Genomic DNA, 26,437 nt, shown 5'->3' with positions numbered 1-26,437 from the left:
CGGGGCTTTTTGCAAAGGGCCTGCAGGCTTACTTGCCCTTGGGTCTTTTGCTCGACGCGTGGCCAGCTTCATCCACGAACACCTCGGCGACTGCAACAGCCTGGCTTTCGGTCGCAAATGCCCCGGCGACGCTGTCACCGTGGAAGTTGATCAGGTGCCAGCCGTCCGCTCGCTTTGTGATCAGGTAGCCGTTTACGCCTTTGGGTTCTGACATCTATCAATCTCGTGGTGTGGTTCAAGTGCGTAATCATAGCGCCAAACGCGCTGGGAGCGGGCAAGTTGTTGCAGGTCAGTGCCTTGCGTCGAAAAGCGTGCTAAAACATTGACAGCCCTCTTAATCAAAGGGGTCAAGGCGTGGTTTGTCGTGCCGTTGGTAACGCCCTTGTAGGATCAGCGGAACTTACGCGCACATTTTTTCTCTATGTTGACATCGCAACGCCAGCAGGACCCATTGTAAGGTGACTGCGGCCTCATTAGACTGCGCCGAATTCCGTACGCACAGCCCTTTGTAAGGACTCATATGATCAAGAAATGCTTGTTCCCAGCAGCCGGTTACGGCACTCGCTTCTTGCCAGCGACCAAAGCCATGCCTAAAGAGATGCTGCCGGTGGTGAACAAGCCACTGATTCAGTACGGCGTCGAAGAGGCACTGGATGCCGGTCTGAACGAAATTTCCATCGTTACCGGCCGTGGTAAGCGCGCGCTGGAAGACCACTTCGACATCAGCTATGAGCTGGAAAACCAGATCAAGGGCACCGACAAGGAAAAATACCTGGTCGGTATCCGTAAATTGCTCGACGAGTGCTCGTTCTCGTACACCCGTCAAACCCAGATGAAAGGCCTCGGCCACGCGATCCTGACCGGCCGCCCACTGATCGGTGACGAACCGTTCGCTGTGGTACTGGCGGATGACCTGTGCGTCAATCTGGAAGGCGACGGCGTACTGACCCAGATGGTCAAGCTGTACCAGAAATACCGCTGCACCATCGTTGCAGTTCAAGAGGTCGATCCTCTGGAAACCAACAAGTACGGCGTAATCGCTGGCGACGACATTGGTGATGGCCTGATTCGCGTACGTGACATGGTTGAAAAGCCAGCGCCGGAAGATGCACCTTCGAACCTGGCTATCATTGGCCGTTACATCCTGACCCCGGACATCTTCAAATTGATCGAAGAAACCGAGCCAGGCAAGGGCGGCGAGATCCAGATCACTGACGCTCTGTTGAAGCAAGCCAAAGACGGCTGCGTGATTGCCTACAAGTTCAAAGGCCGTCGTTTCGACTGCGGTGGCGCTGAAGGCTACATCGAGGCGACCAACTTCTGCTATGAGCACTTCTACAAAACTGGCAAGGCTTACTGATTCACGGTTGCCTGACCTGTTTTAAGAGAAAGCCACCTTAGGGTGGCTTTTTCGTTTTTCAGCCCCATCTAAATCGGTATGCTGATGCCCTGCCGAGGAGAGTGAAATGGCCTACGATTTTGATCTGTATGTAATTGGCGCCGGTTCCGGCGGTGTTCGCGCGGCGCGCTTTGCCGCAGGGTTTGGCGCCAAGGTGGCTGTGGCGGAAAGCCGCTACCTGGGCGGTACGTGCGTTAACGTCGGCTGCGTGCCGAAGAAGCTGTTGGTGTACGGTGCGCATTTCGCCGAAGACTTTGAGCAGGCCAGCGGTTTTGGCTGGTCCCTGGGCGCAGCGAACTTTGATTGGGCGACCTTGATCGCCAACAAGGACCGTGAAATCAATCGCCTTAATGGTATCTACCGCAACCTGCTGGTTAACAGTGGCGTGACCCTGCATGAAGGGCATGCGCGGCTGGTTGACCCGCACCAGGTGGAAATCAATGGCGAGCGTTACACCGCCAAGCACATTTTGATCGCTACCGGTGGTTGGCCGCAGATCCCGGAGATCCCGGGCCGTGAGCACGCCATTGGCTCCAATGAGGCGTTCTTTCTGAAAGAACTGCCCAGGCGCGTGCTGGTCGTTGGCGGTGGTTACATCGCGGTTGAGTTCGCGGGTATTTTCCACGGCTTGGGCGCACAGACGACGCTACTGTATCGCGGCGATTTGTTCCTGCGCGGTTTTGATGGCTCGGTGCGTACGCACCTGAAGGAAGAGTTGATCAAGCGCGGCCTGGACCTGCAATTCAATGCCGATATCGAACGTATCGACAAGCAAGCAGACGGCAGCCTCAAGGCAACCCTGAAAGATGGGCGTGTGCTGGAGGCCGATTGCGTGTTCTACGCCACCGGTCGCCGCCCAATGCTCGACAACCTGGGGCTGGAGAACACCGGCGTCACCCTCGACGAGCGTGGCTTTGTTACGGTGGATGACCTTTACCAGACCGCTGAGCCGTCGATCCTGGCCATTGGCGACGTCATTGGTCGTGTGCAATTGACGCCGGTAGCCCTGGCTGAAGGCATGGCAGTGGCCCGTCGTTTGTTCAAGCCAGAACAGTACCGCCCGGTGGATTACGCGATGATTCCGACGGCGGTGTTCAGCCTGCCGAACATCGGCACCGTCGGCTTGAGCGAAGAAGACGCGAAGAAGCACGGCCACAAGGTGCAGGTCTTTGAAAGCCGCTTCCGGCCTATGAAGCTGACGCTGACCGATTGCCAGGAAAAAACCCTGATGAAACTGGTAGTCGATGCCGACACCGATAAAGTCCTGGGTTGCCACATGGTCGGGCCGGATGCCGGCGAGATCGTTCAGGGGCTGGCGATCGCGCTCAAGGCGGGCGCGACCAAGCAGCATTTCGACGAAACCATCGGCGTGCATCCTACGGCGGCGGAAGAGTTCGTCACCATGCGCACGCCTGTGGCGGACTGATCATGTGTCGGGCGTTGCCTCTGGCGTCGTTGCAACGACGGCCGCCAGGCGCAATGCCTCGATACTGGCCTGGGCCTTGATGAGGTCCAGTTCCAGGCTCTTGTTCGCCAGCTGGTGTTCGTTCAGCGCTTGCTGGCGTGACTGGCTCTCCAGTAGGGCAACCCGCAGGCGCTCCTGAAGCAGGGTGCGCTCGCTTTCTATCAGGCTGACCTGCTCGCTGAGTTTTTGCTGCGCCGCCTGATCCTGGCGGGTTTGCGCCTGCAGGGCGGCCAGCTCCTTGATCGTGACGCGGTGCTCGATCAACAGTCGCTCATTGTCACGGTGCAGTTGGGTGATTTCATCCTGGCGCACCATGGCGCTTTGCTGGGCCTGGCGCAGTTCCGCCTGGACCTGCTGCAACTGGCCTTCATGACGTCGCTGTTCCTGCTCGCGCTGCTCCTTGATTGCATTGCGGTAATGCTCGAGGGCTTCCCGTGCGTGCAGGTGTTTTTCTTCCAGCGAACGAATTTGTTCGTCCTTGTCGTTGATGCGTAATTCGTAATCGCTGCACGCCTGGCTGAGCCCGGCGTTACGGGTTTGCTCGGTTTGCAGGCTGGTGCTCGCGGTTTGCAGGGCGGCACTTTCTTCTGCGAGGGCGGCGGCCTGGATAGCGCATTGCTGACTGAGCTGGCTATGAGCCTCTTCAAGCGCTTGCAGCTGGGCGAGCAGGGCGGCTTTCTGTTGTTCGAACTGCGCCAGCGCCAGGTCAATCGGCTCCTGGGCCTTTTCTTTAAGGCGTTGGGCCAGGCGTGCAACCAGTTCACCCAGCTCGTCGTCGATGGGTGCCTCGGTGATCGTCAGCCGGGTTTCGCTCTCGTCCAACTCCTTCAAATAACGATGAATCGTGGTTTTTGAACCGGTATTGCCCATTTCGATGCGGACTGCGTCGATGCTCGGGTTCTCGCCGCGGGCAAGGATCGCCAGGCGTGCCGTTTGAACTACTGCTTTGTTTATGCCGCCGCGAGCCATGGAGTCTCCGTCGATTTAGTACTGTGGTACGTATTATGTAGATACATACTGTAACACGAATAAAATCTCGTTTAAATTCATGATTCAACAGATGGGATATTGGCGTATTATCCCGTGTCATAGCGGTATTGAGCGTCAATTCACCCGTCAGCAGTACGCATAGGGTTTTCATGAGCGATCTGGAGCGTTATCTCAATGCCGCCACCCGCGATAACACGCGGCGTAGCTATCGCGCGGCCATTGAGCACTTTGAAGTGAGTTGGGGTGGGTTCCTGCCCGCGACCAGCGACAGCGTGGCGCGTTATCTGGTGGCACACGCCAGGGTGCTGGCGGTCAACACCTTGAAGCTGCGGCTCTCGGCATTGGCGCAGTGGCACACCAGCCAGGGTTTCCCTGACCCGACCAAGGCGCCGGTGGTGCGCAAGGTGCTCAAGGGCATTCGTGCGGTGCACCCGGCGCAGGAGAAACAGGCCGAGCCGCTGCAACTCAAGCACCTTGAACAGGTGGTCGCCTGCCTTGAGGCAGAGGCGATTCAGGCGCGGACTGATCAGGACCCGTCGCGATTGCTGCGCGCCAAGCGCGACACGGCATTGATCCTGCTGGGCTTCTGGCGCGGGTTTCGCAGTGATGAACTGTGCCGCCTGGCTATCGAGCATGTGCAGGCCATACCGGGCGCCGGCATCAGCCTGTATCTGCCGCGCAGCAAAAGTGACCGCGACAACCTCGGCAAGACCTACCAGACCCCGGCGTTGCTGCGGTTGTGCCCGGTGCAGGCCTATAGCGAATGGCTCAGCGCGTCGGCGCTGGTGCGCGGCCCGGTATTTCGCGGAGTCGACCGCTGGGGCAATTTGGGCGAGGAGGGGTTGCACCCCAACAGTGTCATCCCGTTGCTGCGCCAGGCCTTGGAACGCGCCGGTATCGCGGCCGATCAATACACCAGCCACTCACTGCGTCGAGGCTTTGCCACCTGGGCCCACCGCAGCGGCTGGGACTTGAAGTCGTTGATGAGCTACGTCGGCTGGAGCGACATGAAATCCGCCATGCGCTATGTTGAAGCGACGCCCTTTCTTGGCATGACCTTGGCCACCCAACCGCTGATTTGAGATTTCTTCTATTAATAGCGCCACTTGATAGCGAAAACCAATCGTCAGCATCAGGTTTGCCAATGAGCCATCGTCGGAAAGAGTGGGTAGGATTCATCTCATCAACTTACTAACCCCTGACGGAGAGTCATCGATGCCTATCATCAACAGCCAAGTAAAACCGTTCAAAGCTACCGCCTACAAAAACGGCAACTTCGTCGACGTGTCGGATGCTGACCTGAAAGGCAAATGGTCTGTCGTGTTCTTCTACCCGGCTGACTTTACCTTCGTATGCCCAACCGAGCTGGAAGACCTGGCTGACAACTACGCCGAATTCCAGAAACTGGGCGTCGAAATCTACAGCGTCTCCACCGACACTCACTTTGCTCACGCTGCCTGGCACAACACTTCGCCAGCCATCGGCAAAATCCAGTACACCATGATCGGCGACCCAACCCTGACCATTTCCCGCAACTTCGACGTACTGATCGAAGAAGCCGGTCTGGCTGACCGCGGCACCTTCGTGATTGACCCAGAAGGCAAGATCAAAATCGTTGAGCTGAACGATGGTGGCGTGGGTCGCGATGCATCCGAACTGCTGCGCAAAATCAAGGCTGCTCAGTATGTTGCTGCTCACCCAGGTGAAGTGTGCCCAGCCAAGTGGAAAGAAGGCGAGGCTACCCTGGCTCCGTCCCTGGACCTGGTCGGCAAGATCTAAACCTGTGAACGACCTCAGGGCGGGCTCTGCCGCACCTTAAGTAAGCTGCACCGCCCTCAAAACGCCCGGGCGAGATTCGCTCGGGCGTTTTTTTGTCTGCAATAAACCGAATTAATAGGAAATCGCCCGTATGTTGGACGCCAATCTTAAAGCTCAGTTGAAGTCATACCTGGAACGGGTCACCCAGCCGATCGAGATCGTCGCCTCCCTCGACGACGGCGCGAAATCCCAGGAAATGCTTGCTCTTTTGCAGGACGTAACCAGCCTCACCACGCTGATTACCCTGAAAACCGATGGCGATGATGCGCGCAAGCCATCGTTCTCCATCAACCGCCCGGGTGCCGATATCAGCCTGCGTTTCGCCGGCATCCCTATGGGCCATGAATTCACTTCGTTGGTGCTGGCCCTGCTGCAAGTGGGTGGCCACCCATCGAAGGCCAGTGTCGAAGTGATTGAACAGATTCGCGCTTTAAAAGGCCAGTTCAGCTTCGAGACTTACTTCTCGTTGTCGTGCCAGAACTGCCCGGACGTGGTCCAGGCGTTGAACCTGATGGCGGTGCTTAACCCGAACATCCGCCACGTCGCTATCGACGGTGCGCTGTTCCAGGCTGAAGTCGATGAGCGCCAGGTCATGGCAGTGCCCAGTGTTTACCTCAACGGGGTGAACTTCGGCCAGGGCCGCATGGGCCTGGAAGAAATCCTCGCTAAACTCGACACCAGCGGCATCGAAAAAGCCGCCGAGAAAATCAGCGCCAAAGACGCCTTTGATGTGCTGGTCGTCGGCGGTGGCCCGGCCGGTTCGTCGGCGGCCATCTACGCGGCGCGTAAAGGTATCCGCACCGGTGTGGCAGCTGAGCGCTTTGGCGGCCAGGTGCTGGACACCATGTCCATCGAAAACTTCATCTCTGTGCAAGAGACCGAAGGGCCGAAACTGGCCAGCGCCCTTGAAGCGCATGTGCGTCAGTACGACGTGGACATCATGAACTTGCAACGTGCCAGCAGCTTGATCCCCGCGAAAAATGCCGGTGACTTGCACGAGATTCGCTTTGAAAGCGGTGCGACCCTCAAGTCCAAGACCGTGATCCTGGCCACCGGCGCCCGCTGGCGTGAAATGGGTGTACCGGGCGAGCAAGAATACAAAGCCAAAGGCGTGTGCTTCTGCCCGCACTGCGATGGTCCGTTGTTCAAAGGCAAGCGTGTAGCGGTGATTGGCGGTGGTAACTCTGGCGTTGAAGCGGCCATCGACCTGGCCGGTATCGTCAGCCACGTAACGTTGCTCGAATTTGACAGCAAGTTACGCGCCGATGCGGTGTTGCAGCGCAAGCTCTACAGCCTGTCGAACGTTGACGTGATTACCAGCGCGCTGACCAGCGAAGTCAAAGGCGATGGTCAGAAAGTCACGGGCCTGGCCTACAAGGATCGCGACAGCGGTGAGTTCCACACCATCGACCTGGAAGGCATCTTCGTGCAGATCGGTTTGCTGCCCAACACTGACTGGCTCAAAGGCACTGTGGAGCTGACGCCTCGTGGCGAGATCATTGTTGATGCCCGTGGCGAAACGTCCCTGCCAGGGGTGTTCGCTGCCGGCGACGTCACCACTGTGCCGTACAAGCAGATCGTGATTGCGGTAGGCGAGGGTGCCAAGGCTTCCCTGAGTGCATTCGATCACTTGATCCGAACCTCCGCGCCGGCATAAAACCGCACCGGCCAATAAAAAACCCCATGAGTGATCATGGGGTTTTTTCGTGCTTGCGCGTTGCGTGGGCAGGCATCCAGTGACACTGCGCACGCCCCTATCGGCGATTTACATCGGCGCCGGCTGAATAATCTCAACCCAGTACGCGTCAGGGTCCTTGATGAATGCCAGGCTTTTCATGCGGCCATCGGTCAAACGTTTCTGGAAATCGCAACCCAAGGCTTCGAAGCGCTCGCAGGCCGCCACGATATCCGGCACCGAAATGCAGATATGGCCAAAGCCGCGAGGGTCGGTGTTGCCATTGTGGTAGGCAAAATCGGCATCGTTTTCAGTGCCGTGGTTGTGGGTCAGTTCCAGAATGCCCGGGATCGACTTCATCCACTGGGTACGTTCAGCGGCGTCTGCCGGGATCTGGGCTTTGTCCACCAGGGCCAGGAAGTACAGGCTGAATTCGGCTTCCGGGAAGTCGCGCTTTTCAACCAGGGAAAAACCCAGGACGCGGGTATAGAAATCCAGCGACTTGGTGATGTCTTTGACCCGCAGCATGGTGTGGTTGAACACGAAGTGGGTGGTCGCGGTGTCGGGTTGGGCGGTGACGCCCGGGAAAGTGTTCAGATCGTGCAGGCTCATGGGCCCTCCAGAAAAAATCGGGCAAGCTCGGCTTGAAGTGAGAGTAGCGTTCCCTTGGCTTGCGGCAAGCATCCATGCAGCCGCGCCATGATACGCAAGGCCTGCCTGCTGCGCCAAATGAAAAGGTCACACAGCGCTTGCGACTTGCGGGTGTCGGGCGTCAAACTTTGGCGCTTGAACCTTGGGTGTTTTTCGTAATGATTGAATTCCGTAAACCGCTGTTAAGTGCGTTGTGTGTGCTGTTTGGTCCACTGTTGGGCAGTTCGTTCGTGCAAGCGGCAGACCCGGAAATTCATTGGCCCAGCGGCTGGCAAGTCGAGGAGGTGGTGCCCGACGACGCGGCACCGGCAACCCCTCAGGCGGTGTCTCGGCAACGCGCGATCAAGAATGATGAAAATGGCAATACCTTGATGGTCATGGAGTTGACCGGCACACCGATTGAGGCCGGGCATAAAGTTAATCTTCAGGGTGTGTTGCTGGATATGCGTAAATCCATCCAGAAAGAATTTGCCCGCAGTGGTTATCAAAGCGTGTGCAGCAAAATGCACCCAACCACATTGAGTGGTCTTGACGCGATGGAAACTACTTGCGTGATTACCGAGAACGGGCGACACGTATTGTCACAAACATTGGTGGGCGCGGTTGATACCGATAAAGCGTATGTTTTTTCATACGCGGGGCAAGCCGAAGCCTATGAGGCCAGCCGGGGCGAAGTGAGTTCGGTGCGCGACAGTCTGAAACTTTGAACAATCCATTTTGATCGATTTTGAACAAAGTGAACGGTTAGTTGGATTCGTTTTTGAACCCGCCAACAAAAAGCCCCGCCAATGCGGGGCTTTTTGCCAGACGTTGTCGATCAGCCGCGAAGCCAGGAATCTACAGTGGCGGCGCCATACTGTTCTTTCCAGGCTTTCAGGCCGCGGTGGTTGCCGCCTTTGGTCTCGATCAGCTCGCCGGTATGCGGGTTATGGTAGACCTTGACCACGCGTGCGCGGCGCTGTTTGGGTGCGGTCACGGCAGCACCGGCTTTGCCAGGGTTCGGATCAAGGATCGAGATGATGTCGCGCAGGCCTTTGCCGTAGTGCTTCATCAAGCCCTGCAGCTTTTCTTCAAATTCGATTTCTTTTTTCAGGCCGGCGTCGTTCTTCAGTGATTCCAGCTGGGCAAGCTGTTCTTGAAGGGCTTTTTCTGCTGCGCGAAATTCGGCGAGTCTGGACAAAATCTGTACTCCAATAGTGTAGTTGGCTGATATCAACTGCAGACAAAGCTAGTAAGCCAAGAGCTTAAGGTGACTCAAAGAAAGAGGCCTTTCTGCGAGTTCAGCACAGGCAGGAAAAATTGTAGTAGTTAATGTCGCACGAGTAAATCACGTCGTTGCTTAAATAAGATTATTTCATTGAGCGCAGTAGATGGCTATTCAATGGCTGGCCAGCGACTTAATGAACTCTTCACAGGGTAACGGTCGGCCGAACAGGTAACCCTGCAGGAAATCCACACCTTGTGCCGCGAGGTATTCGCACTGCTCCGTGGTTTCCACACCCTCAGCGACAATACCCAGGTCCAGCTTGCCGGAGAGTTCGATGATGCTGTCAAGAATATGCCTGGAGAGTGCATCAGCGCCAATCATGGCGACAAAGCTTTGATCGATTTTCAAGTAGTCGACGTTGAAGTTACGCAAGTAAGCCAGGCTCGAGTGGCCGGTGCCAAAGTCATCAATCGCGATCATCACCCCCAGTTGATGCAGGGCGTCGAACAAGCGGCGGGTGATGTCGGTAGGCTGGATCAGGTCGCGCTCGGTCAGCTCCAACACGAGGGTCACTTGGCCTTGGGCAAAGGCGGCGAGAAACTCCCGACAGTCCTGGACCAGGTCCAGATCCAGGCAGTGGTGCGCCGTGATGTTCACGCCGACATGAAAGCCCGGGCTGAAGCGCGCGGCGTGCGGGGCCAGTTGCGCGGCGGTCTGGCGCAGCAGTGAGCGGGTCATCGGCACGATCAGGCCGGAGTGCTCGGCCAGCGGGATAAACAGGTCGGGGCGCACCAACCCTTCCTTCGGGTGTTGCCAGCGCATCAACACTTCACAGCCGGCCCATTCATGGGTATCGCCGCGTACCACGGGTTGGAAATAGGGAATGAACTCGTTGGCACCCAAGGCGCGCTGCAGCTCGTGGGTGGGGGCGGACGAGCGCTTTTGCAGCCAGTGCGCGAGCATGCCCGCCAGTACGCCAAAGAACACCAGCAGGCTGAACAGTGCCGGGTAACGCGCTTCCATATAACGCCAGACCTCACCGTCGGGCATGCCTGCGTCGACACTGTAGTGATATCGCTCAGAGGCCAGGTGATGATGGGCCACGGCAAACTCCGGCACCGCTGTGTTGTGGACTTTGCCGTCGGCATCCAGCCAGTTGGGGCCGACTTGCAGGATCAGGTACGTGTAGCGGCTGATCAGGCGCAAGGCGTTGGTCAGGTGGTAGCCGTCGACAGAGGCAAATGCAGCTTTGTCGCCGTCGACCAGGCGGTAAACCAACAGTGCGGTGTCCGGCGTCACCGGGTTGCCGTTCATCAACCACAGCACGCCATCAACGTAATCGTCCGGGTTGACCGCTGACTGGTAAGTCCCGCCGAACAACGAGCTGCAATAGATGTTTTTCTGCCAGGACAGGGTCGTCGCTCGCACAAAGGGCCGACGCGTCACCTGCTCACGCAGCGCCAGTTGCGTGCCGTTGTCACAAGGTTGGCCGGCCAGCGGCAGCAAGGCCCGGGCGGCGAGGGCCGTGTTGTCGAGCATCAAGTCGAATTGGCGAACGGCTTCGTGGGCGGTTTGCTCCGTGCTTTGTTCAAGCGTACGTTCGGCTTGCCAATAAAGAATCGCAACCCCGAGTAAAACCGGGAGCACGCCACAGATGCCGCTGATAAGGGCGCGTGCAGTTCGGCTTCTTGGGCCTTTGGCGGTGAGGGGCATAGGGGCAGCCAATAACGATAAACACAGGGAGGTATGCCGATGATAGATGGCATTGCGCTGGGGCGCTCGGTTGTTTAAAGCCCATGCCCCGGGCCTCTGGGTCAGTTGTGGCGAGTCTCTCATCCTGGGACGATAAACATCGCTGCGAACAGTAGGCGCGCCACCAACAATGCTTTCTTCTGTCGCTCTCAGCCGTTCAAGCCAGCGTTGACGGGGTATCGTTCAGTGCGATAAGTCCGGGGGCGGTGCACTTTTGCGCCAGCGCGATAAATGCCAGGGTGGCCGGCGAGGATTGGCGACGGTCAAGCACGGCCAGGCCGATCCGGCGTGGCACCGCCGGCGTCAACGGCCGCGCAGCGTAGCGCGGGTCGACGCGTTCCGGTAGCGACGCTTGCGCGACGATACTCAACCCATCACCACGGCTGACGGCGTCCAGGGTGCTGAGCAGCTGGGCGCAGCGATAACGCACTTTAGGCCTTAACCGTGCCTCGCTGAACAAGCGCATCACCAGTTCCGAGGAGCCGGCCTCGGTGAGAATAAACGGGTCATCACACAGCGCTGCCAGGGGCAGCGCCGCGTTGGCGGCCAGTGGATGAGCAGCGGGCAGCAGTGCCACCAGTTGGTCCTCGAACAAGGCCACGGTGTCGAAGCGTTCGTGATCCAGCACCACGAACCCGACATCGATGCGTCGCTCATCCAGCCACTGGATAACCTGTCGGTCGGGCCCTTCGTCCACGTGCACTTCGATACCCGGATAAGCCTGTCGAAACTGCTGCAGGAGGGTCGGCAGCAGACGGATTGATGCCGTCGGCCCGAACGACCCAATCCGCAGCGTGCCGCGTTTCATTCCACGGGCGTCGGCCGCTTCCTGTTGCAAGGTATTGGCCAGGCCGAGCATCGCGCGGGCGCGCCCGAGTAATTGCGCGCCGATATCGCTCAGTTCCACCAACGACTGGTGGCGCCGGAACAATTCCACGCCCAGCTCTTGTTCCAGGGCTTTGATTGCATGCGACACCGCCGATTGACTGATGCCCAGGCGGTGAGCCGCACTGGTAAAACCTTGCAGTTCGGCGACTAACGAAAAGATTTCCAACTGGGTTAGGGTCATGAGTAAAGGCTCATTTTACGATTACCGATCATTAGTCGAAGAATACGCCAATCCTTCAGTGCCCCGAGCAAATCCTCATGCAACCCGTGTCCGATCGACTGACCTATCTGAAACTTGCCGCCGTTACCATGCTATGGGGCGGCACGTTTGTCGCCGGGCGCTACCTGGCTGATCGGGTCGACCCGTTACTGGCCGCCAGCCTGCGGTTTATCCTGGCCAGCCTGGCACTGTTGCTGTTTATGCTGTGCGCGCGGGTCCCTCTGGCGCGACCCAGTGCTCGGCAACTGGTGCGGCTGTTCGTGCTGGGTTTTTTTGGCATCTTTTTTTATAACCTGTGTTTTTTCTATGGCCTGCATTACGTCAACGCCTCGCGCGCGTCGTTGATCGTGGCGTTGAATCCGGCAGTGATCGGCCTGGCCGGATGGTGGCTCTTCAAAGAGCGCCTGAGTGCCGGCAAAGTTGCGGGCATCGCCTTATGCCTGGCGGGCGCGGCCGTGGTGATCGTCAGTCGCAACCCGCAGGTGCTGCACAGTACCGCGAGCAACTGGCGCGGCGACGGGCTGATTATTGGTTGCGTCGTGGGGTGGGGGATCTACTCGCTGTTTTCCCGTGAGCTGAATCGCAGCCTCGGTCCGTTGCAAACCGTCACCTGGTCAGTGCTGCTGGGCACCTTGATGCTGACGCTCCTCAGCCTGGTTATGGGGCGTTTCACTGTCGCCGGGCTCGGCAGCCTGCAACTGCCGCAGGTCTTGAGTTTGTTGTACCTGGGCGTGCTGGGATCAGCCCTGGCGTACATCGGCTATTACGACGGCATTCGGCGCATCGGCGCGACCCGTGCCGGGGTGTTTATTGCGCTGAACCCTCTGACAGCCGTGATTTGCGGCGCATTACTGCTGGGCGAACAATTGACCGTGGCCATGGGGCTGGGCGGCGCGGTGATCCTGTGCGGCATATACCTGTGCAACAAACCCCTTGCGCAGGCCAAGCCAATGGGGATTTGATAAGAGTGCGGACAAATACTGTTACGCTGTGTAGAATCGATTTACGCATACAAGAATATGGACTTGCGCTCACGCAAGCCTCGGCTGTCAGAGACTGATGTAACCATGAAGCTACTCGGCTCCCCCCTGATCTTTGGTGACTTCCTCGCACGCAGCGTGCGGGGCCTCTCTTGTGCGCCTCCCTCCCACCTCATCCTTGCTCGCAACTGACTATTTGTGTGTTCACTACAAGAATGAGGCGCCGAAAATGGCCGACCAATACGAAAACCCAATGGGCCTGATGGGCTTTGAATTTATCGAATTCGCATCGCCAACCCCGGGCACCCTGGAGCCGATCTTCGAGATCATGGGCTTTACCAAAGTCGCCACCCACCGCTCCAAGAACGTCGACCTGTTCCGCCAGGGCGAGATCAACCTGATCCTCAACAACGAGCCCAACAGCCTCGCGTCTTACTTTGCGGCCGAGCACGGCCCGTCGGTGTGCGGCATGGCGTTCCGGGTCAAAGACTCGCAACAGGCCTATAACCGTGCGCTGGAGCTGGGCGCCCAGCCTATTCACATCGAAACCGGGCCGATGGAACTGAACCTGCCGGCGATCAAGGGCATCGGCGGCGCGCCGCTGTATCTGATCGACCGTTTCGGTGAGGGCAGTTCGATCTATGACATCGACTTCGTGTTCCTCGAAGGCGTCGACCGCAACCCGGTGGGCGCCGGCCTCAAGGTTATCGACCACCTGACCCATAACGTCTATCGCGGGCGCATGGTCTACTGGGCCAACTTCTACGAGAAACTGTTCAACTTCCGTGAAGCGCGTTACTTCGACATCAAGGGTGAATACACCGGCCTGACCTCCAAGGCCATGAGCGCCCCGGATGGCATGATCCGCATCCCGCTGAACGAGGAGTCCTCCAAGGGCGCCGGCCAGATCGAAGAGTTCCTGATGCAGTTCAATGGGGAGGGCATCCAGCACGTGGCGTTCCTCACCGACGACCTGATCAAGACCTGGGACGCGCTGAAGAAAATCGGCATGCGCTTCATGACGGCGCCGCCGGACACGTACTACGAAATGCTTGAAGGCCGCCTGCCGAATCACGGTGAGCCGGTGGACCAACTGCAAGCACGCGGCATTCTGCTCGACGGCTCCTCGATTGAAGGCGACAAGCGTCTGCTGCTGCAGATTTTCTCGGAAACCCTGATGGGCCCGGTGTTCTTCGAATTCATCCAGCGCAAGGGCGATGATGGGTTCGGCGAGGGTAACTTCAAGGCACTGTTCGAGTCGATCGAGCGTGACCAGGTGCGTCGTGGCGTCCTGACCGCCGACTAAGCGTAAAAAAGCCCGCCCGAGGTTAACCCTCGGGCGGGCTTTTTATTGCCTGCCAATTACGCTCTGCGCTGGCGTACCAGGTGTTTGAACCCCTCATACACGAGCACCATCACCGCCAGCCAGATCGGGATGTAAGTCAGCCATTGGCCGCCCTTGATGCTTTCTCCCAAGATCAACGCCACCACCAGCAGCAACACAGGCTCTACATAGCTGAGCAGCCCGAACAGGCTGAAGGGTAACAAGCGGCTGGCAACGATATAGCTCACCAACGCCGAGGCACTGATGACCCCCAGCAGCGGAATCAACGCATACAGCTTGGGATGAATGTCCATCACCGCAAAACCTTGTTCGCCGTGCTGCACAAACCACCAGGCCACGGGCAGCATCAGCGCCATATCCAGCCATAGCCCGCCCAGGTGGTCGGTGGTGAGGTATTTGCGCACCACAAAATAGATCGGGTAACCGATGATCACCACCAGCGTCGCCCAGGAAAAACCACCGGCCTGGTACAACTCGTTCAGCACCCCGAGCGCGGCGAAAAAAACCGCGATCTGTTGCAGGCGCGACAGTTGTTCGCCGTACACCAGGCGCCCGGTCAGCACCATGGTCAGCGGCAGCAGGAAATACCCCACCGACACATCCAGGCTGCGCCCGTTAAGCGGCGCCCACATAAACAACCACAATTGCAAACCCAGCAAGGCCGATGACACGAGCACGCCGCCGATCAGCCTCGGCTTGGCCACCAACCTGTGCACCAGCTCCCACACGCGCCGCCATTCGCCACTGACGATCATGAACACGGTCATGCAGGGCATGGTCAGCAACATGCGCCAACCGAAAATCTCCAGGCCGCTCAATGGCGTGAGCAACGAAGTGAAGTAATACATCACGGCAAATAACACCGAGGCCGATACCGATAACACAACACCTTTAGACACAGCGTCCTCGCCAAAACCCATGGATACAAAAGACAGGAAATCTGGGGGGAATATAGGGTGCATGACATTGTTTGTCACGACGATTAAGCCGATTTAATGGAACAAACTCCTACGCAGATATCACATAGGTTTTACAACGTTTAGTTAGCCTGGCTGAACGTTCTCTTGCCTAAAGCGCTGCTGCATTTAGGCGAGCCATGGAAACCGCTCGACCCCAACGGATTAATGGCAACTTCCTGAGTTTCAGTCACCGCACCTGTTACGACGGTGCGCGTGGAAAACCGCTCAGCAAATTAATGGTTTAGACTTTTGATAGAGAGTAGACGGCATGCGCGGTATCTCACCCTATTATGGCTCCTCACCAGCTTCTTTCAGCGGCCTGCCTGGCATTATCGGTCGATTTGGCGAAAGCCACGCATTTCCCAAGGATGATATACCGGCCTGGAAAAAGCTTAATATTTATAGAGAATTCTCCGCATCGTTGGCAAGCGATACAGAACGCGGCGTACTGACGCCGGGCGGCAAAGAATTGCTTGATGCGCTGGTATTGCCAGATGCCGCGAAGCAGCCCCACGTAACGGTTTACACGTTTAATGTGGGGCGTCATCAGGCCAAGGATATGTTCATGGTCAAGCGCGAACCTATCGTGCCAGGCAAAGTTAACTTCGTACTGTGGATGCAGCAGAAAGACTTTAAGTCAAATCATGAATTTAAAAGTTATCGGGAAATAGATAATTTTTTGAAAGATTTACCCAAAAAGCCTGAAACGTTTAACGCCTTTCTTGCCCACTTTGGAGATAAAGCAGAATCTGCACCGGTCAGTGCCGCCGTGCAGGCACTGGCCTGCGCGCCTGAAGGCAGCGCCCCCAAGGTGCTGATGGGCCCAGGGAAACAGATCATTGGGAATGTGTTTGAACACCTGAATCAATTCAGCGCAAATCCCACCCAGTGTATTTTTGTGAATGGCCTTGTTAATCAGCAACTCGAGTCGATTGATGCAGGCAAGCCTACCTTCAGTGGTGTACGACCCGATGGCGAGAAAGTGGTCTATCGGTACGACTACCACGGTAACTTGCTGGGTTCTGGCAATAGAGGTAATTTTTACTTCCTCAAAAATGGTGCTCACAGTCAATTGCCGCTTGTGCCAATAACATTGGCACAATTCAGGGCGCTCGTTTTCAGGGAGCGTGGTGACCTGAGTGCTGTGATCAATGTCGTTGCCAATTTTCTCGAAAAACCATTTACCGGCGTGTCTGCTTTTTTGCAAATGCTGGGTGTAGATAAAGCCACTGCCGACACTGTTCAGCAGGGCCTGGATAATCCAGTCAATGCAGTGTTGCTGTTTTTAAATAAAAATAATGATATCGGTAAGGTGTTCGGTCTGCCAAAAAGTGAAATGGACCAGGCGCTTACAGTGTTCGCCACTACCGCTCAAGGCTTTGTGCCTGGCTATGGCACCTACAGGACTGTCGCCGCCGTGATCGCGAAGATATTAAAACAAGTGCCTTTGACAGAACAGGACATCAGAGAGGCTGCCCATGGGTTAGACGTTAAAGTAGAAATAAAACCCTAAGCCTGCAACGAAAACACCGCCCACACTGGAGAGTGTCGGCGGCTGTTGTTATCGGCTAATCCGCCCCGACACAAAATGGCCTACATCATTGAACCCCGGTGTAGACGAATGCCCCGGTGTCACCAGCGAGTCAATAAACGCCTCATCTTCAGCGTTGATCTTCACATCCAGCGCCCCGGTGTACGCATCCCACTGGGCCTCGGTACGCGGCCCGACGATCGCCGAACTGACCGCCGAGTTGTTCAGTACCCAGGCAATCGCAAACTCGACGATCCCCACGCCACGCCCTTGGGTGTATTGCTGAATCTGCTGGGCGATACGTAGCGACTCAACCCGCCATTCGGTTTCCAGAATGCGTTTGTCCTGACGTGCTGCGCGGCTGCCGGCTTCGGGCGTTACATCCGGAGCGTATTTGCCACTGAGCACACCACGCGCCAGCGGGCTGTAAGGCACCACGCCCAGGCCATAGGCGGCTGCGGCGGTGATTTGCTCGATCTCGGCCTGACGATTGACGATGTTGTACAACGGCTGGCTGATGATCGGCTTGTCTACGCCCAAACGCTCGGCCACGCGAATCACTTCAGCGATGCGCCAACCCCGGTAGTTGGACAGGCCCCAGTAACGAATCTTGCCTTGGCGGATCAGGTCGCCTATTGCTGACACCGTGACTTCCAGCGGCGTGTCGTGGTCTTCGCGGTGCAGGTAATAGATGTCCAGGTAGTCGGTGTCGAGGCGGGTGAGGCTGGCTTCGAGGGCGTTGAACATGCGCTTGCGGCTCAAGCCATTGCGGTTGGGTAAACCGTCCAACGGGCCGATGCCGACTTTCGACGCCACCACCCAATCCGAACGATGGCGGGCGATGGCTTCACCGACGATTTCCTCGGAGCGCCCGCCGGTGTAAACGTCGGCAGTGTCGATAAAGTTGATGCCCTGGTCCCAGGCCTTGTCGATGATGCGCAGCGCGTCTTCGGTACTGGTCTGTTCGCCAAACATCATGGTGCCCAGGGTCAGTGCGCTGACCTTCAACCCGGACTGGCCCAATGTGCGATAAATCATTCAAAGATCCTCATGGCTGGGAAACGTGAGTGATGCAATACCAGACTCAAGGGCTCTGGAACAACCCCTGCGCGGCGTTCTTCATGTGTTCAGCAAGGTCTGACAGCGTTCCTGTACAAAGCGGTGCAGCACTTTGACCCGTTCCGACACTTGCAGGCGGTGAGGGCACATCAGGTTGAAAGGGGTGGGCTCACCTTGCCAATCGGGCAGCAGCGGCACCAGGCGCCCGGCCTTGATATCCCGGGCGATATCCAGGTTGGCCTTATACGCAATCCCGTGGCCGGCCAAGGCCCAGCGGCGAACAATTTCGCCATCGTCGCTGAGGTAATCCCCGCTCACTTCAACTGCCTGAAGCTGTGCCCCTTGGCGAAAGTACCAGGTGTTATTTGGCTGCCCGCGACGCATGTAGCGCAACGTACTGTGCTGCGCCAAGTCGGCAGGCGTACGCGGTGTGCCGTGACGCGCGAGGTAGTCAGGGCTCGCGCAAGGCATGCGCTGATGGCCGGGCACGACGGGCAATGCCACCAGGCTGGAGTCGCGTGGCACCCCAAAGCGCAAGGCGATGTCGACGGTGTCGCGGAACAGATCGGCGTTGCTGTCGTTAAGCAGCAACTGCAGGCGGATGTTCGGGTGCTCGAGTTTGAATTCATCCAGCCAACCCAGCAGCACATTGCGCCCGAAATCCGAGGGGGCGGCCAACTGCAACAGGCCGCTGAGGCTTTGGCCTTGTTGTTTGATCGCCTGCTCGCCCTCGGACAAGGCTTCCAGCGCTATGCGTACGCTGTCCAGATAACGCCGGCCTTCTTCGGTCAGGCGCATGCTGCGGGTGGAACGGGCGAGCAGGCGGATGCCCAGCCGGGTTTCCAGGCGTTTGAGGGCGATACTGGCCGCTGCCGGCGTGAGGTTAAGGCTACGCGCGGCTGCCGAGAGGCTGCCTGTGTCAGCGGTGCGCACAAACACTTCAAGGTCCAGGGTTGAGCTCATTTGTAAAAATCCTTTAAAGATCTTGTCGTTTTACCGGGATTTTTCGCCGATTGCCAAGCTGAGAAGATCAACGCTCACTTTCTCACTCAGGTATCAACCTCATGACATCCTCCCTCAACGGTAAAACCATCATCGTGATTGGCGGCAGCAGCGGTATCGGCGCAGCAGTGGCCAAGGCCGCCGTAGCACGTGGCGCCCAGGTGGTGCTGGCCGGGCGCCGGTTGACCGCGAGTGTCGACAACGGTGTGCGCAGCGAGCCGGTCGACGTCACCGACAGCGTCTCCCTGCAGCGGTTGTTCGAATCGGTCGGACACGTTGATCATCTGGTCTTTACCGCCGGGCCGTCGGTGCGCGCCAAAAACCTCAGTGAAACCGACCTGTCCGAAGCCCAGGACAACTTCAATGTAAAACTCTGGGGCGCGCTGCGGGCAATCCAACAGGCACTGCCGTTTTTGGCTGAGCACGGCAGCATCAGCCTGACCTCGGGCCAACTGGGCCGCAAACTGGCGCCCGGCCAGTTGATCAAGACCGGTATCAACGCAGCGACCGAGGCGCTGGGCAAGCAACTGGCAAAAGAGTTGGCGCCACGTCGGGTCAATGTGATCAGCCCGGGTGTGATTGATACGCCGGCTTATGCAGGCCTGGCAGAGGAGCAACGGTTGGCGATGTTCGCCAAGGCTGGCGGGGGCTTGCCGGTGGGGCGAGTCGGCCAGGCTGAGGAAGTTGCGGCGGGGTATGTGCTGGCCATGGAGAATGGATTTATGACCGGTGCCGTGCTGGATATCGATGGCGGGGGATTGCTGTAAACACAGCAGACATGCGCGGTTTATCCGCCGTGGCGGCTGAGATCAACACCAAAACGATCAAAGGGCCGCGCACGGCGGCCCAGCAGCCGGCCTGAGGGGGTGGCTCGATGGCAAGGCGCACCGCTCAGGTTGGCGGTGTTGTCCTCAGACTTTCAAGGTCCGCGTCATGCGCAATGCCAGCACGCTGCCGGCGACAATCACCGCCGCCAGCAGGTACAACGCGATGTCCGTGGACCCGGTGGCTTCCTTCACAAACCCTACGATGTAGGGGCTGAGGAAGCCGGCCATCTGGCCCATGGAGTTGATCAACGCCAAACCGCCTGCCGCCGCGCCCGCGCTGAGCAGGGCGGTTGGCACCGGCCAGAACATTGGCAGACCGGTGAGGGCGCCCATGGTGGCGATGGTCAGGCCGAGAATCGCAATTGCCGGGGTGGTGGCGAAATTCACCGCGATCACCAGGCCGATCGCGCCCATCAACATCGGCACCACCAAATGCCAGCGACGCTCCTTGCGCAGGTCGGCGGAGCGGCCCACCAGCAGCATGAACACCGCGGCCAGCAGATACGGAATCGCACTCAGCCAGCCAATCACCAGGTTATCGCTGAAACCCAGGTTCTTGATGATCGACGGCAGCCAGAAGTTGATCGCGTACACGCCGCTCTGGATGCAGAAATAGATCAGGCCGAACGCCCAGATGGCCGGGTTCTTGAACACGGCGCCGAGCGAATCGGTGGCAGTTTTCGGCTTGTTGGCCAAGTCTGTCGCCTGATCGGCTTCCAGTACCGCACGCTCATGGGCGGTGAGCCACCGGGCATTGGCAAAGCTGTCGCTGAGCAGGAAGTACGCGAGTGCGCCGAGTATCACCGTCGGGACCCCTTGCAGCAGGAACATCCACTGCCAGCCCGCCAGGCCACCCTGGCCTGCAGCAAAGTGGTTGAGGATCCAGCCGGAGAATGGGCTGCCGAGCAAGCCGGAGACCGGAATCGCCGACATGAACAAGGCCATGATCCGCCCACGGCGAAAGGTCGGGAACCACTGCGAGAGGTACAGCACCACGCCAGGGAAAAAGCCGGCTTCAGCCGCACCGGTCAATAAGCGCAGGGCGTAGAAATGCGTCGGTGTCGTGACGAACAGCAGGCAGGTGGACAAGGTGCCCCACACGATCATCATCAACGCAATCCAGCGGCGCGGGCCGAACTTGGTCAGCGCCAGGTTACTTGGCACGCCGCACAACACGTAGCCGATAAAGAAGATCCCGGCACCGAGGCCGTACACCGTCTCACTGAATTTCAAGGCGTCGAGCATCTGCAACTTGGCAAAGCCAACGTTCACCCGGTCAAGGTAGTTGAACAGGTAGCAGATAAAAATGAAGGGGATCAGGCGCAGGGTAATGCGCTTGTAGATGGCGTTTTTATCGTCATCGGTGGCCAGTGTGGCAGCGGCGCTCTGTGACATGGCAGTCTCTCTTTATTATGATTTTTCGCGATGCGAGGGTAACGTTGATCGCCCAAAGAGTCTCGGCCACCGGCCGGGGCGCTGTCTTTGTGCCAGCGCACAGTCAAGCAGCCTTTGCGCTGTGCCGATGAACAACCCTGCCTTTCAAGGAACTTAGCCCCATGTTCGAGCTGGATCATGACCTGGCGCAGGATATCGTCAATCGCACCATGGCGATCCTGCCCTACAACGTCAACGTCATGGACAGCCAGGGCTTGATCCTCGGCAGCGGCGAGCCGGAGCGCATCAACACCCGTCATGAAGGCGCGCAGTTGGTGCTGGCCAATGGTCGCGTGGTGGAAATCGACGGCCAGACCGCCAAACACCTCAAGGGCGTGCAACCGGGCATCAACCTGCCGCTGATGCACGACCAGCGGCTGATCGGCGTGCTCGGCATTACCGGTGAGCCGGAGCTGCTGCGTACTTACGCCGAGTTGGTGCGCATGACCGCCGAAATGCTGGTCAGCCATCGCCATCAACAAGCCGAACAGCAATGGCGGCGCCAGCGCTGTGATGATCTGCTGGCGTTGCTGCTGGCCGACGCCGGCGACTCGCCGCGCTTGGTCGATGAAGCGCAACAGCTGGGGCTCAAACCGCAAATGACGCGCACACCGTACTTGTTCGAATTGGGCGTGGGCCAATCGGCGGACGCGTTGAGCACCTGGCTCACCAGCCGCTACCCGGACAGTTGGTGCGTGAGCTGCGCGCAGTTTTCCCTGCTGTGGTGCCGACCTGCAGCGGTGCACGTGGATAACCTGCGCTTGCTGGAGAAGCTCGAAGGCCTCGGCTGGAATATCCTGCGAGTGGCCGTGGGCGGGCAGGCCGATGGTTTGGCGGGGTTGCGCCGTTGTTACCGTCGCGTGGGGGATTTGCTCGCCTATGGTCGCGACATTCTTCCGCACTCCCGGTTGTTGACGCTCAACCGTTATCGCCTGCCCGTGATGCTCTGGCGACACCGTAATGAAGACGCCCTCGACGAACTGCTCAACCCGTTGCGCAAAGTGCTGGCCAAGGACGCCAACGGTCAGTTGCTGACGACCTTGCGCAGTTGGTGCGAACACGACGGCCAGAGTCAGGCGTGTGCCGATGCGCTGGGTATTCACCGCAACAGCCTGCGGTATCGGATGGAGCGCATAGCCGAGTTGAGTGGTGTCGACCCACTGACCCTCGATGGCATGCTTGCCCTTTACCTTGGCGTACAGCTGTTGCCCCAGGTTTTGTCGAAATGAACAACAAACCTCGCTCACCCTTGTGCATCTGACCGGCGTCATTGCCGCAGCCAACTGGCAGCATGGGCGTTATAAAAAACGGAGAAGCCCCATGAAAATCATCATCGCCCCCGACTCATTCAAGGACAGTCTGAGTGCCGAAGGCGTCGCCCAGGCAATTGCCGAAGGGTTGGCCCACGTGTGGCCGCAGGCACGCCTGATCCAGTGCCCGATGGCCGATGGCGGTGAAGGCACGGTGGCTTCGATCCTTGCCGCCTGCCATGGCGAACTGCGCAGCCACACCGTGCGAGGCCCGTTGGGTGGGGCGGTTGAGGCGCACTGGGGCTGGCTGGCCGACAGCCACACCGCGATTATCGAGATGGCCGAAGCCAGCGGCTTGCAACGCGTGCCGCCGGCTCAGCGCGATGCCTGCACCAGCAGCACCTACGGCACCGGCGAACTGATACGCGCGGCGTTGGATGCCGGCGCCCGGCGCGTCATCCTGGCGATTGGCGGCAGCGCCACCAACGACGGCGGCGCAGGCGCGATGCAGGCGCTCGGGGTGCAACTGTTCGACGCTCACCACCAGGCACTTGCGCCCGGTGGCCTGGCCTTGGCTCAACTGGCGCGCATCAGCCTCGAACAACTGGACCCTCGGCTGGCCCACGTGCGTTTTGAGATTGCCGCCGACGTCAACAACCCGTTGTGCGGTGCACACGGCGCCTCTGCGATCTTCGGCCCGCAAAAAGGTGCGAATGCGCAGCAGGTCGAACACTTGGACGCCGCCCTCGGCCACTTTGCCGATCACTGCGCCAAGGTGCTGCCCAACGATGTGCGCGATGAGCCGGGCAGTGGCGCGGCGGGTGGCCTCGGGTTCGCCGCCAAGGCCTTCCTGGGCGCGCAATTTCGCGCCGGGGTTGAGGTGGTCGCCGAATTGGTCGGGCTGGACCAGGCCGTACGCGGTGCCGACCTGGTGATTACCGGCGAAGGCCGTTTCGACGCCCAGACGCTGCGCGGCAAAACCCCGTTCGGCGTGGCACGCATCGCCCGCCAGCACAACGTGCCCGTGATCGTGATTGCCGGCACGCTGGGCGAGGGCTACGAGCAAATGTACGCTCACGGTGTGGACGCCGCCTTCGCCTTGCCTTCGGGCCCGATGAGCCTGGAACAGGCCTGCAGTGAAGCGCCGCGTTTGTTACGCGAGCGGGCCGCGGACATCGCACGCTTATGGCGGCTGGCCGCGCTCAAGGTTTAATCGGCAACCCCGTGCGCCAACGGCCCGATCCAACCCGGGTGCAACCGTTTTCGTAGCGACGCAGGCATCGCCGGCTGATTTGCGCGAGGACTTCGCGCTCGTCAGAGACGCGGGTTTGCCCCTACACTGGCCTGCCACTTGTCTTTCAAAGGATGAAACACAATGCACACACCTGAACCCCACATCGTGATCCAGCGCTTTACCGAAGCCCACCTTGAAGGTGTGACTGCGCTCTATAACGAACCGGCTGTGTGTCGTCAGGTGCTGCAAATGCCTTTTCAGTCGATCGAGGCCTGGCGCAAGCGCCTGGTGATGGACAACGAGCGGCGGCTACAGCTGGTGGCGATGCATGGCGGCGAGGTGATTGGTCAGCTCGGCATGGAGCAGTACCTGCGCGTACGCCAGAGCCACGTCGGTTCATTCGGTATGGGCGTGGCGACGGCCTGGCAGGGCAAGGGTGTGGGGTCGAGGTTGTTGACGGCCGCGCTGGATGTAGCCGACAACTGGATGAACCTGCACCGCGTCGAACTCACGGTGTACGCCGACAACGAGGCGGCGCATAACCTGTACCGCAAGTTCGGCTTCGAAGTCGAAGGCCGGTTGCGCGATTACGCCCTGCGTGACGGTGTGTTTGTCGACACCCTGAGCATGGCGCGCCTGCGCAAATCGGCTTAATCCGCCAGCGCGAACGCCACCGCAGCCTGCGCATGCAGCTCGGTGGTGTCCAGCAATGGCAGGTCGCTGTGTTCAGGCTTGATCAGCAGGCCGATTTCCGTGCAGCCCAGGATGATCGCCTGGGCACCCCGTGCGGCCAGGCTCGCGATTACGCGCTGATAGACCTGACGCGAAGCCGCCTTGATCACCCCGACACACAACTCCTCATAGATGATCCGGTGCACGGCCTGGCGCTCGTCCGCGTCGGGCACCAGCATGGTCAAGCCCTGGGCGGCCAGACGCGATTTGAGGAAATCCTGCTCCATGGTGAACGCGGTGCCCAGCAGGCCGACCTTCAGCGTGTCGCGCGCTACGGCCGCCGCCCCGGTGGCATCGGCAATATGCAGAAACGGAATCGACACCGCCGCTTCGATGCGTGGCGCCACCCGGTGCATGGTGTTGGTACACAGCACCACACACTCGGCACCGCCGGCTTGCAGGCGGCGCGCGGCATCTTCCAGAATCAGCGCGGCGTCATCCCAACGGCCGGCATGCTGAGCCTGTTCCACCGGGCCGAAATCCACGCTGTACATCAACACCTGCGCAGAGCGCAGTGGGCCAAGCTGGTTGCGCACGCGTTGGTTGATGATGCGGTAATACTCGGCGCTGGACTCCCAGCTCATGCCGCCGATTAGGCCGATGGTACGCATGCGAAGCTCCTGACAAGGAATGTCGCATTACCTTACTCAGCGCCTGCAGATTAGTCATATGCAGTTACCGGCTAAATGACCGGAGCAGTTTTAAGCCATACGGCAAGCCGTCACTTCTGCCATGATCTGACTTCGCAACCTGGCTCACCCAAGGAAATCTGCAATGGACGATGTACAGCAACTGGGCGAGATGCTTCGTCACTACGCCGATAGCGAAGCGCACAAGAAACAGCAATTCGACCTGCAGTCGGCACGCTGGGCGCAAAAACTCGGTGAGTTGTTCGGGCAGATTGAACAGTGGCTGGAGCCGGTCAAGACCGTCGGCCTGCTGGACGTCCATCGCGAAGCCTATGTCGCCAGCAGCCCAAGCCTGCCGGTCGAAAGCTCGACCTTCAGGACCGAGAAGCTCACCGTGCAGATCACCGGCAAAGCCGTCGAGTTCGTGCCGGAAGTCATGGGCACAGGCGGCTTGATTAACGTTTCGGTGATAGGCCTGACCGCTGCTCGGCACGGCAGTATCTCGCTGGTGCTGCCGCCGGAAAAACATGACTGGCTATGGAAGAAAACCAATGGCCTGAAAGACCCGGACACGTTCGCCTTCGACGCCAACTTCCTGGCTGCGCAGTTACAAAGCCTGATCCCGCGCGAACGTGGCTGAGCAATTTCCTTCCGTGTTAGCTATACCTAGGGACCGTTGTTTCGACGATGACCGCCAGGGAGTTCAATGATGAAACTAAGGCTAATGCTCAGTTCGCTGTGCGTCGCTACGGTTGCAGTGTCCGGCTGCGCCTCGAAGGTCCCCCAACCGGGCGAGTATTCCGGTTTTCTCGCGGACTACAGCCAACTGAAAGCGGCCAAGTCGCCTTCGGGGGCCGAGGTGATGCGCTGGGTCGATCCCCACCTGGACCTCAAACGCTACACCGCGGTGTATATCGAACCCACTCAGTTCTATCCCAAACCCCAGGCCACTACGAAAATCCCGTCTAGTACCCTGGACGGCATCAACCGTTACTACAGCGCGGCGCTCAAGCGCGAGTTGACCAGGTCAATGCCGTTGGCCAATGCCCCCGGCCCTGGCGTGATCGTGGTGCGCGCAGCCATTACCGCAGTGAGCAGCAAGACCGAAAGCCTCAAGCCTTACGAGTACATTCCCGTGGCGTTGGTGGTGGCCGCGGTGAGTACCGGAACCGGTATTCGTGACCAGGAAACCACACTGGGCACTGAGGCGCAGTTTCTGGATGGCGCAACGGGCAAGGTGCTCGCGCAGGTGGTTCGCAAAGGCACCGGCAAGCCGTTGTCCAACGATTCTCAAGTGATGAAAGCTGATGACGTTAAAAGCGTCATCGATGGCTGGGCGGCAGACGTGTATCAGTCTTATGTGAAGCTGAAGAACCGCTGAGGGTTGCAC

26 protein-coding genes are annotated in these 26,437 nt (G+C 58.9%); 15 read left to right on the top strand and 11 right to left on the bottom strand.

Annotation, left to right across the window (positions count from 1 at the left end; genetic code table 11):
* Positions 1 to 28: 28 nt before the first annotated feature.
* Positions 29 to 214 (bottom strand): hypothetical protein, encoded by a 186-nt coding sequence (locus tag CPH89_RS25840; RefSeq protein WP_053255960.1) that lies wholly within the window; start codon positions 212 to 214, stop codon positions 29 to 31.
* Positions 215 to 520: 306 nt separating this feature from the next.
* On the opposite strand from CPH89_RS25840, the gene galU reads away from it, so the two are divergent.
* Together galU and gorA are read left to right on the top strand one after the other, a co-directional pair.
* Positions 521 to 1,360: a UTP--glucose-1-phosphate uridylyltransferase GalU gene (gene galU, locus CPH89_RS25835; RefSeq protein ID WP_053255961.1), complete on the top strand. Its 840-nt coding sequence runs from the start codon at positions 521 to 523 to the stop codon at positions 1,358 to 1,360.
* Positions 1,361 to 1,466: 106 nt separating this feature from the next.
* The gene (gene gorA / locus CPH89_RS25830; RefSeq protein ID WP_053255962.1) at positions 1,467 to 2,825 is read left to right on the top strand and encodes a glutathione-disulfide reductase; all 1,359 of its coding nucleotides are present in this window, start codon (positions 1,467 to 1,469) and stop codon (positions 2,823 to 2,825) included.
* Here gorA and CPH89_RS25825 read toward each other — a convergent pair whose 3' ends face one another.
* Positions 2,826 to 3,833 (bottom strand): DNA-binding protein, encoded by a 1,008-nt coding sequence (locus CPH89_RS25825; protein WP_053255963.1) that lies wholly within the window; start codon positions 3,831 to 3,833, stop codon positions 2,826 to 2,828.
* A gap of 170 nt (positions 3,834 to 4,003) precedes the next feature.
* Here CPH89_RS25825 and CPH89_RS25820 point away from each other — a divergent pair, with 170 nt between their 5' ends.
* From CPH89_RS25820 to ahpF, 3 genes are all read left to right on the top strand, one after another.
* Positions 4,004 to 4,936, top strand: a complete 933-nt coding sequence (locus CPH89_RS25820; RefSeq protein WP_053255964.1) for a site-specific integrase — start codon at positions 4,004 to 4,006, stop codon at positions 4,934 to 4,936.
* Between the two features lie 133 nt (positions 4,937 to 5,069).
* Positions 5,070 to 5,633 (top strand): alkyl hydroperoxide reductase subunit C, encoded by a 564-nt coding sequence (gene ahpC / locus CPH89_RS25815; protein WP_053255965.1) that lies wholly within the window; start codon positions 5,070 to 5,072, stop codon positions 5,631 to 5,633.
* A 130-nt stretch (positions 5,634 to 5,763) separates the two neighbouring features.
* Positions 5,764 to 7,329 carry an alkyl hydroperoxide reductase subunit F gene (ahpF, locus tag CPH89_RS25810; protein WP_053255966.1) on the top strand — a complete coding sequence of 522 codons (1,566 nt, stop codon included), beginning with the start codon at positions 5,764 to 5,766 and terminating at the stop codon, positions 7,327 to 7,329.
* Between the two features lie 108 nt (positions 7,330 to 7,437).
* Here ahpF and gloA read toward each other — a convergent pair whose 3' ends face one another.
* A complete protein-coding gene (gloA, locus tag CPH89_RS25805; protein ID WP_053255967.1) occupies positions 7,438 to 7,959 on the bottom strand; it encodes a lactoylglutathione lyase in 522 nt (173 codons plus the stop codon).
* Positions 7,960 to 8,156: 197 nt separating this feature from the next.
* On the opposite strand from gloA, the gene CPH89_RS25800 reads away from it, so the two are divergent.
* A complete protein-coding gene (locus CPH89_RS25800) occupies positions 8,157 to 8,705 on the top strand; it encodes a DUF4946 domain-containing protein (protein ID WP_053256504.1) in 549 nt (182 codons plus the stop codon).
* Between the two features lie 110 nt (positions 8,706 to 8,815).
* On the opposite strand, the gene CPH89_RS25795 is transcribed toward CPH89_RS25800, so the two are convergent.
* The 3 genes from CPH89_RS25795 to CPH89_RS25785 form a co-directional block, all read right to left on the bottom strand.
* Positions 8,816 to 9,178, bottom strand: a complete 363-nt coding sequence (locus CPH89_RS25795) for a histone-like nucleoid-structuring protein, MvaT/MvaU family (RefSeq protein WP_053255968.1) — start codon at positions 9,176 to 9,178, stop codon at positions 8,816 to 8,818.
* Positions 9,179 to 9,376: 198 nt separating this feature from the next.
* Positions 9,377 to 10,918 (bottom strand): EAL domain-containing protein, encoded by a 1,542-nt coding sequence (locus CPH89_RS25790; protein ID WP_053255969.1) that lies wholly within the window; start codon positions 10,916 to 10,918, stop codon positions 9,377 to 9,379.
* Positions 10,919 to 11,114: 196 nt separating this feature from the next.
* Positions 11,115 to 12,026: a LysR family transcriptional regulator gene (locus CPH89_RS25785; protein WP_053255970.1), complete on the bottom strand. Its 912-nt coding sequence runs from the start codon at positions 12,024 to 12,026 to the stop codon at positions 11,115 to 11,117.
* Between the two features lie 77 nt (positions 12,027 to 12,103).
* Here CPH89_RS25785 and CPH89_RS25780 point away from each other — a divergent pair, with 77 nt between their 5' ends.
* Both CPH89_RS25780 and hppD read left to right on the top strand, forming a co-directional pair.
* On the top strand, positions 12,104 to 13,027 hold the full coding sequence (locus tag CPH89_RS25780; RefSeq protein WP_053255971.1) for a DMT family transporter: 924 nt from the start codon (positions 12,104 to 12,106) through the stop codon (positions 13,025 to 13,027).
* A 247-nt stretch (positions 13,028 to 13,274) separates the two neighbouring features.
* Entirely contained in the window at positions 13,275 to 14,351 is a 1,077-nt protein-coding gene (gene hppD, locus CPH89_RS25775; RefSeq protein ID WP_053255972.1) for a 4-hydroxyphenylpyruvate dioxygenase, read from the top strand.
* A gap of 56 nt (positions 14,352 to 14,407) precedes the next feature.
* On the opposite strand, the gene rarD is transcribed toward hppD, so the two are convergent.
* Positions 14,408 to 15,289, bottom strand: coding sequence for an EamA family transporter RarD (rarD, locus tag CPH89_RS25770; RefSeq protein ID WP_053256505.1), 882 nt, complete (start codon positions 15,287 to 15,289; stop codon positions 14,408 to 14,410).
* A gap of 328 nt (positions 15,290 to 15,617) precedes the next feature.
* Between rarD and CPH89_RS25765 the strand changes: the two genes are divergently transcribed.
* The gene (locus CPH89_RS25765; RefSeq protein ID WP_053255973.1) at positions 15,618 to 16,862 is read left to right on the top strand and encodes a hypothetical protein; all 1,245 of its coding nucleotides are present in this window, start codon (positions 15,618 to 15,620) and stop codon (positions 16,860 to 16,862) included.
* Positions 16,863 to 16,910: 48 nt separating this feature from the next.
* Here the strand turns inward: CPH89_RS25765 and CPH89_RS25760 are convergent, their stop codons facing one another.
* Together CPH89_RS25760 and CPH89_RS25755 are read right to left on the bottom strand one after the other, a co-directional pair.
* Positions 16,911 to 17,918: an aldo/keto reductase gene (locus CPH89_RS25760; RefSeq protein WP_053255974.1), complete on the bottom strand. Its 1,008-nt coding sequence runs from the start codon at positions 17,916 to 17,918 to the stop codon at positions 16,911 to 16,913.
* An 81-nt stretch (positions 17,919 to 17,999) separates the two neighbouring features.
* The gene (locus CPH89_RS25755) at positions 18,000 to 18,902 is read right to left on the bottom strand and encodes a LysR family transcriptional regulator (protein WP_053255975.1); all 903 of its coding nucleotides are present in this window, start codon (positions 18,900 to 18,902) and stop codon (positions 18,000 to 18,002) included.
* Between the two features lie 101 nt (positions 18,903 to 19,003).
* On the opposite strand from CPH89_RS25755, the gene CPH89_RS25750 reads away from it, so the two are divergent.
* A complete protein-coding gene (locus tag CPH89_RS25750; protein WP_053255976.1) occupies positions 19,004 to 19,708 on the top strand; it encodes an SDR family oxidoreductase in 705 nt (234 codons plus the stop codon).
* A gap of 144 nt (positions 19,709 to 19,852) precedes the next feature.
* Here the strand turns inward: CPH89_RS25750 and CPH89_RS25745 are convergent, their stop codons facing one another.
* A complete protein-coding gene (locus CPH89_RS25745) occupies positions 19,853 to 21,163 on the bottom strand; it encodes an MFS transporter (protein ID WP_053255977.1) in 1,311 nt (436 codons plus the stop codon).
* A gap of 161 nt (positions 21,164 to 21,324) precedes the next feature.
* Between CPH89_RS25745 and CPH89_RS25740 the strand changes: the two genes are divergently transcribed.
* The 3 genes from CPH89_RS25740 to CPH89_RS25730 all read left to right on the top strand — a co-directional run bounded on the left by CPH89_RS25740 (position 21,325) and on the right by CPH89_RS25730 (position 24,340).
* Positions 21,325 to 22,431: a sugar diacid recognition domain-containing protein gene (locus CPH89_RS25740; protein WP_053255978.1), complete on the top strand. Its 1,107-nt coding sequence runs from the start codon at positions 21,325 to 21,327 to the stop codon at positions 22,429 to 22,431.
* Between the two features lie 91 nt (positions 22,432 to 22,522).
* Positions 22,523 to 23,665 carry a glycerate kinase gene (locus CPH89_RS25735; protein ID WP_053255979.1) on the top strand — a complete coding sequence of 381 codons (1,143 nt, stop codon included), beginning with the start codon at positions 22,523 to 22,525 and terminating at the stop codon, positions 23,663 to 23,665.
* Between the two features lie 162 nt (positions 23,666 to 23,827).
* Positions 23,828 to 24,340, top strand: a complete 513-nt coding sequence (locus CPH89_RS25730; protein WP_053255980.1) for a GNAT family N-acetyltransferase — start codon at positions 23,828 to 23,830, stop codon at positions 24,338 to 24,340.
* On the opposite strand, the gene CPH89_RS25725 is transcribed toward CPH89_RS25730, so the two are convergent.
* Positions 24,337 to 25,029 (bottom strand): aspartate/glutamate racemase family protein, encoded by a 693-nt coding sequence (locus CPH89_RS25725; RefSeq protein WP_053255981.1) that lies wholly within the window; start codon positions 25,027 to 25,029, stop codon positions 24,337 to 24,339. The two genes, CPH89_RS25730 and CPH89_RS25725, sit on opposite strands and share 4 nt — an antisense overlap.
* 163 nt (positions 25,030 to 25,192) lie before the next feature.
* Between CPH89_RS25725 and CPH89_RS25720 the strand changes: the two genes are divergently transcribed.
* Both CPH89_RS25720 and CPH89_RS25715 read left to right on the top strand, forming a co-directional pair.
* Positions 25,193 to 25,687, top strand: coding sequence for a hypothetical protein (locus CPH89_RS25720; RefSeq protein ID WP_053255982.1), 495 nt, complete (start codon positions 25,193 to 25,195; stop codon positions 25,685 to 25,687).
* Between the two features lie 69 nt (positions 25,688 to 25,756).
* Entirely contained in the window at positions 25,757 to 26,428 is a 672-nt protein-coding gene (locus tag CPH89_RS25715; RefSeq protein ID WP_053255983.1) for a DUF3313 domain-containing protein, read from the top strand.
* Positions 26,429 to 26,437 lie beyond the last annotated feature (9 nt).

It is taken from the genome of Pseudomonas fluorescens, from assembly GCF_900215245.1.
Lineage (GTDB): Bacteria > Pseudomonadota > Gammaproteobacteria > Pseudomonadales > Pseudomonadaceae > Aquipseudomonas > Aquipseudomonas fluorescens.
Note: the sequence above shows the minus strand (reverse complement) of the source record. Positions and strands in the feature narration are given on the sequence as shown.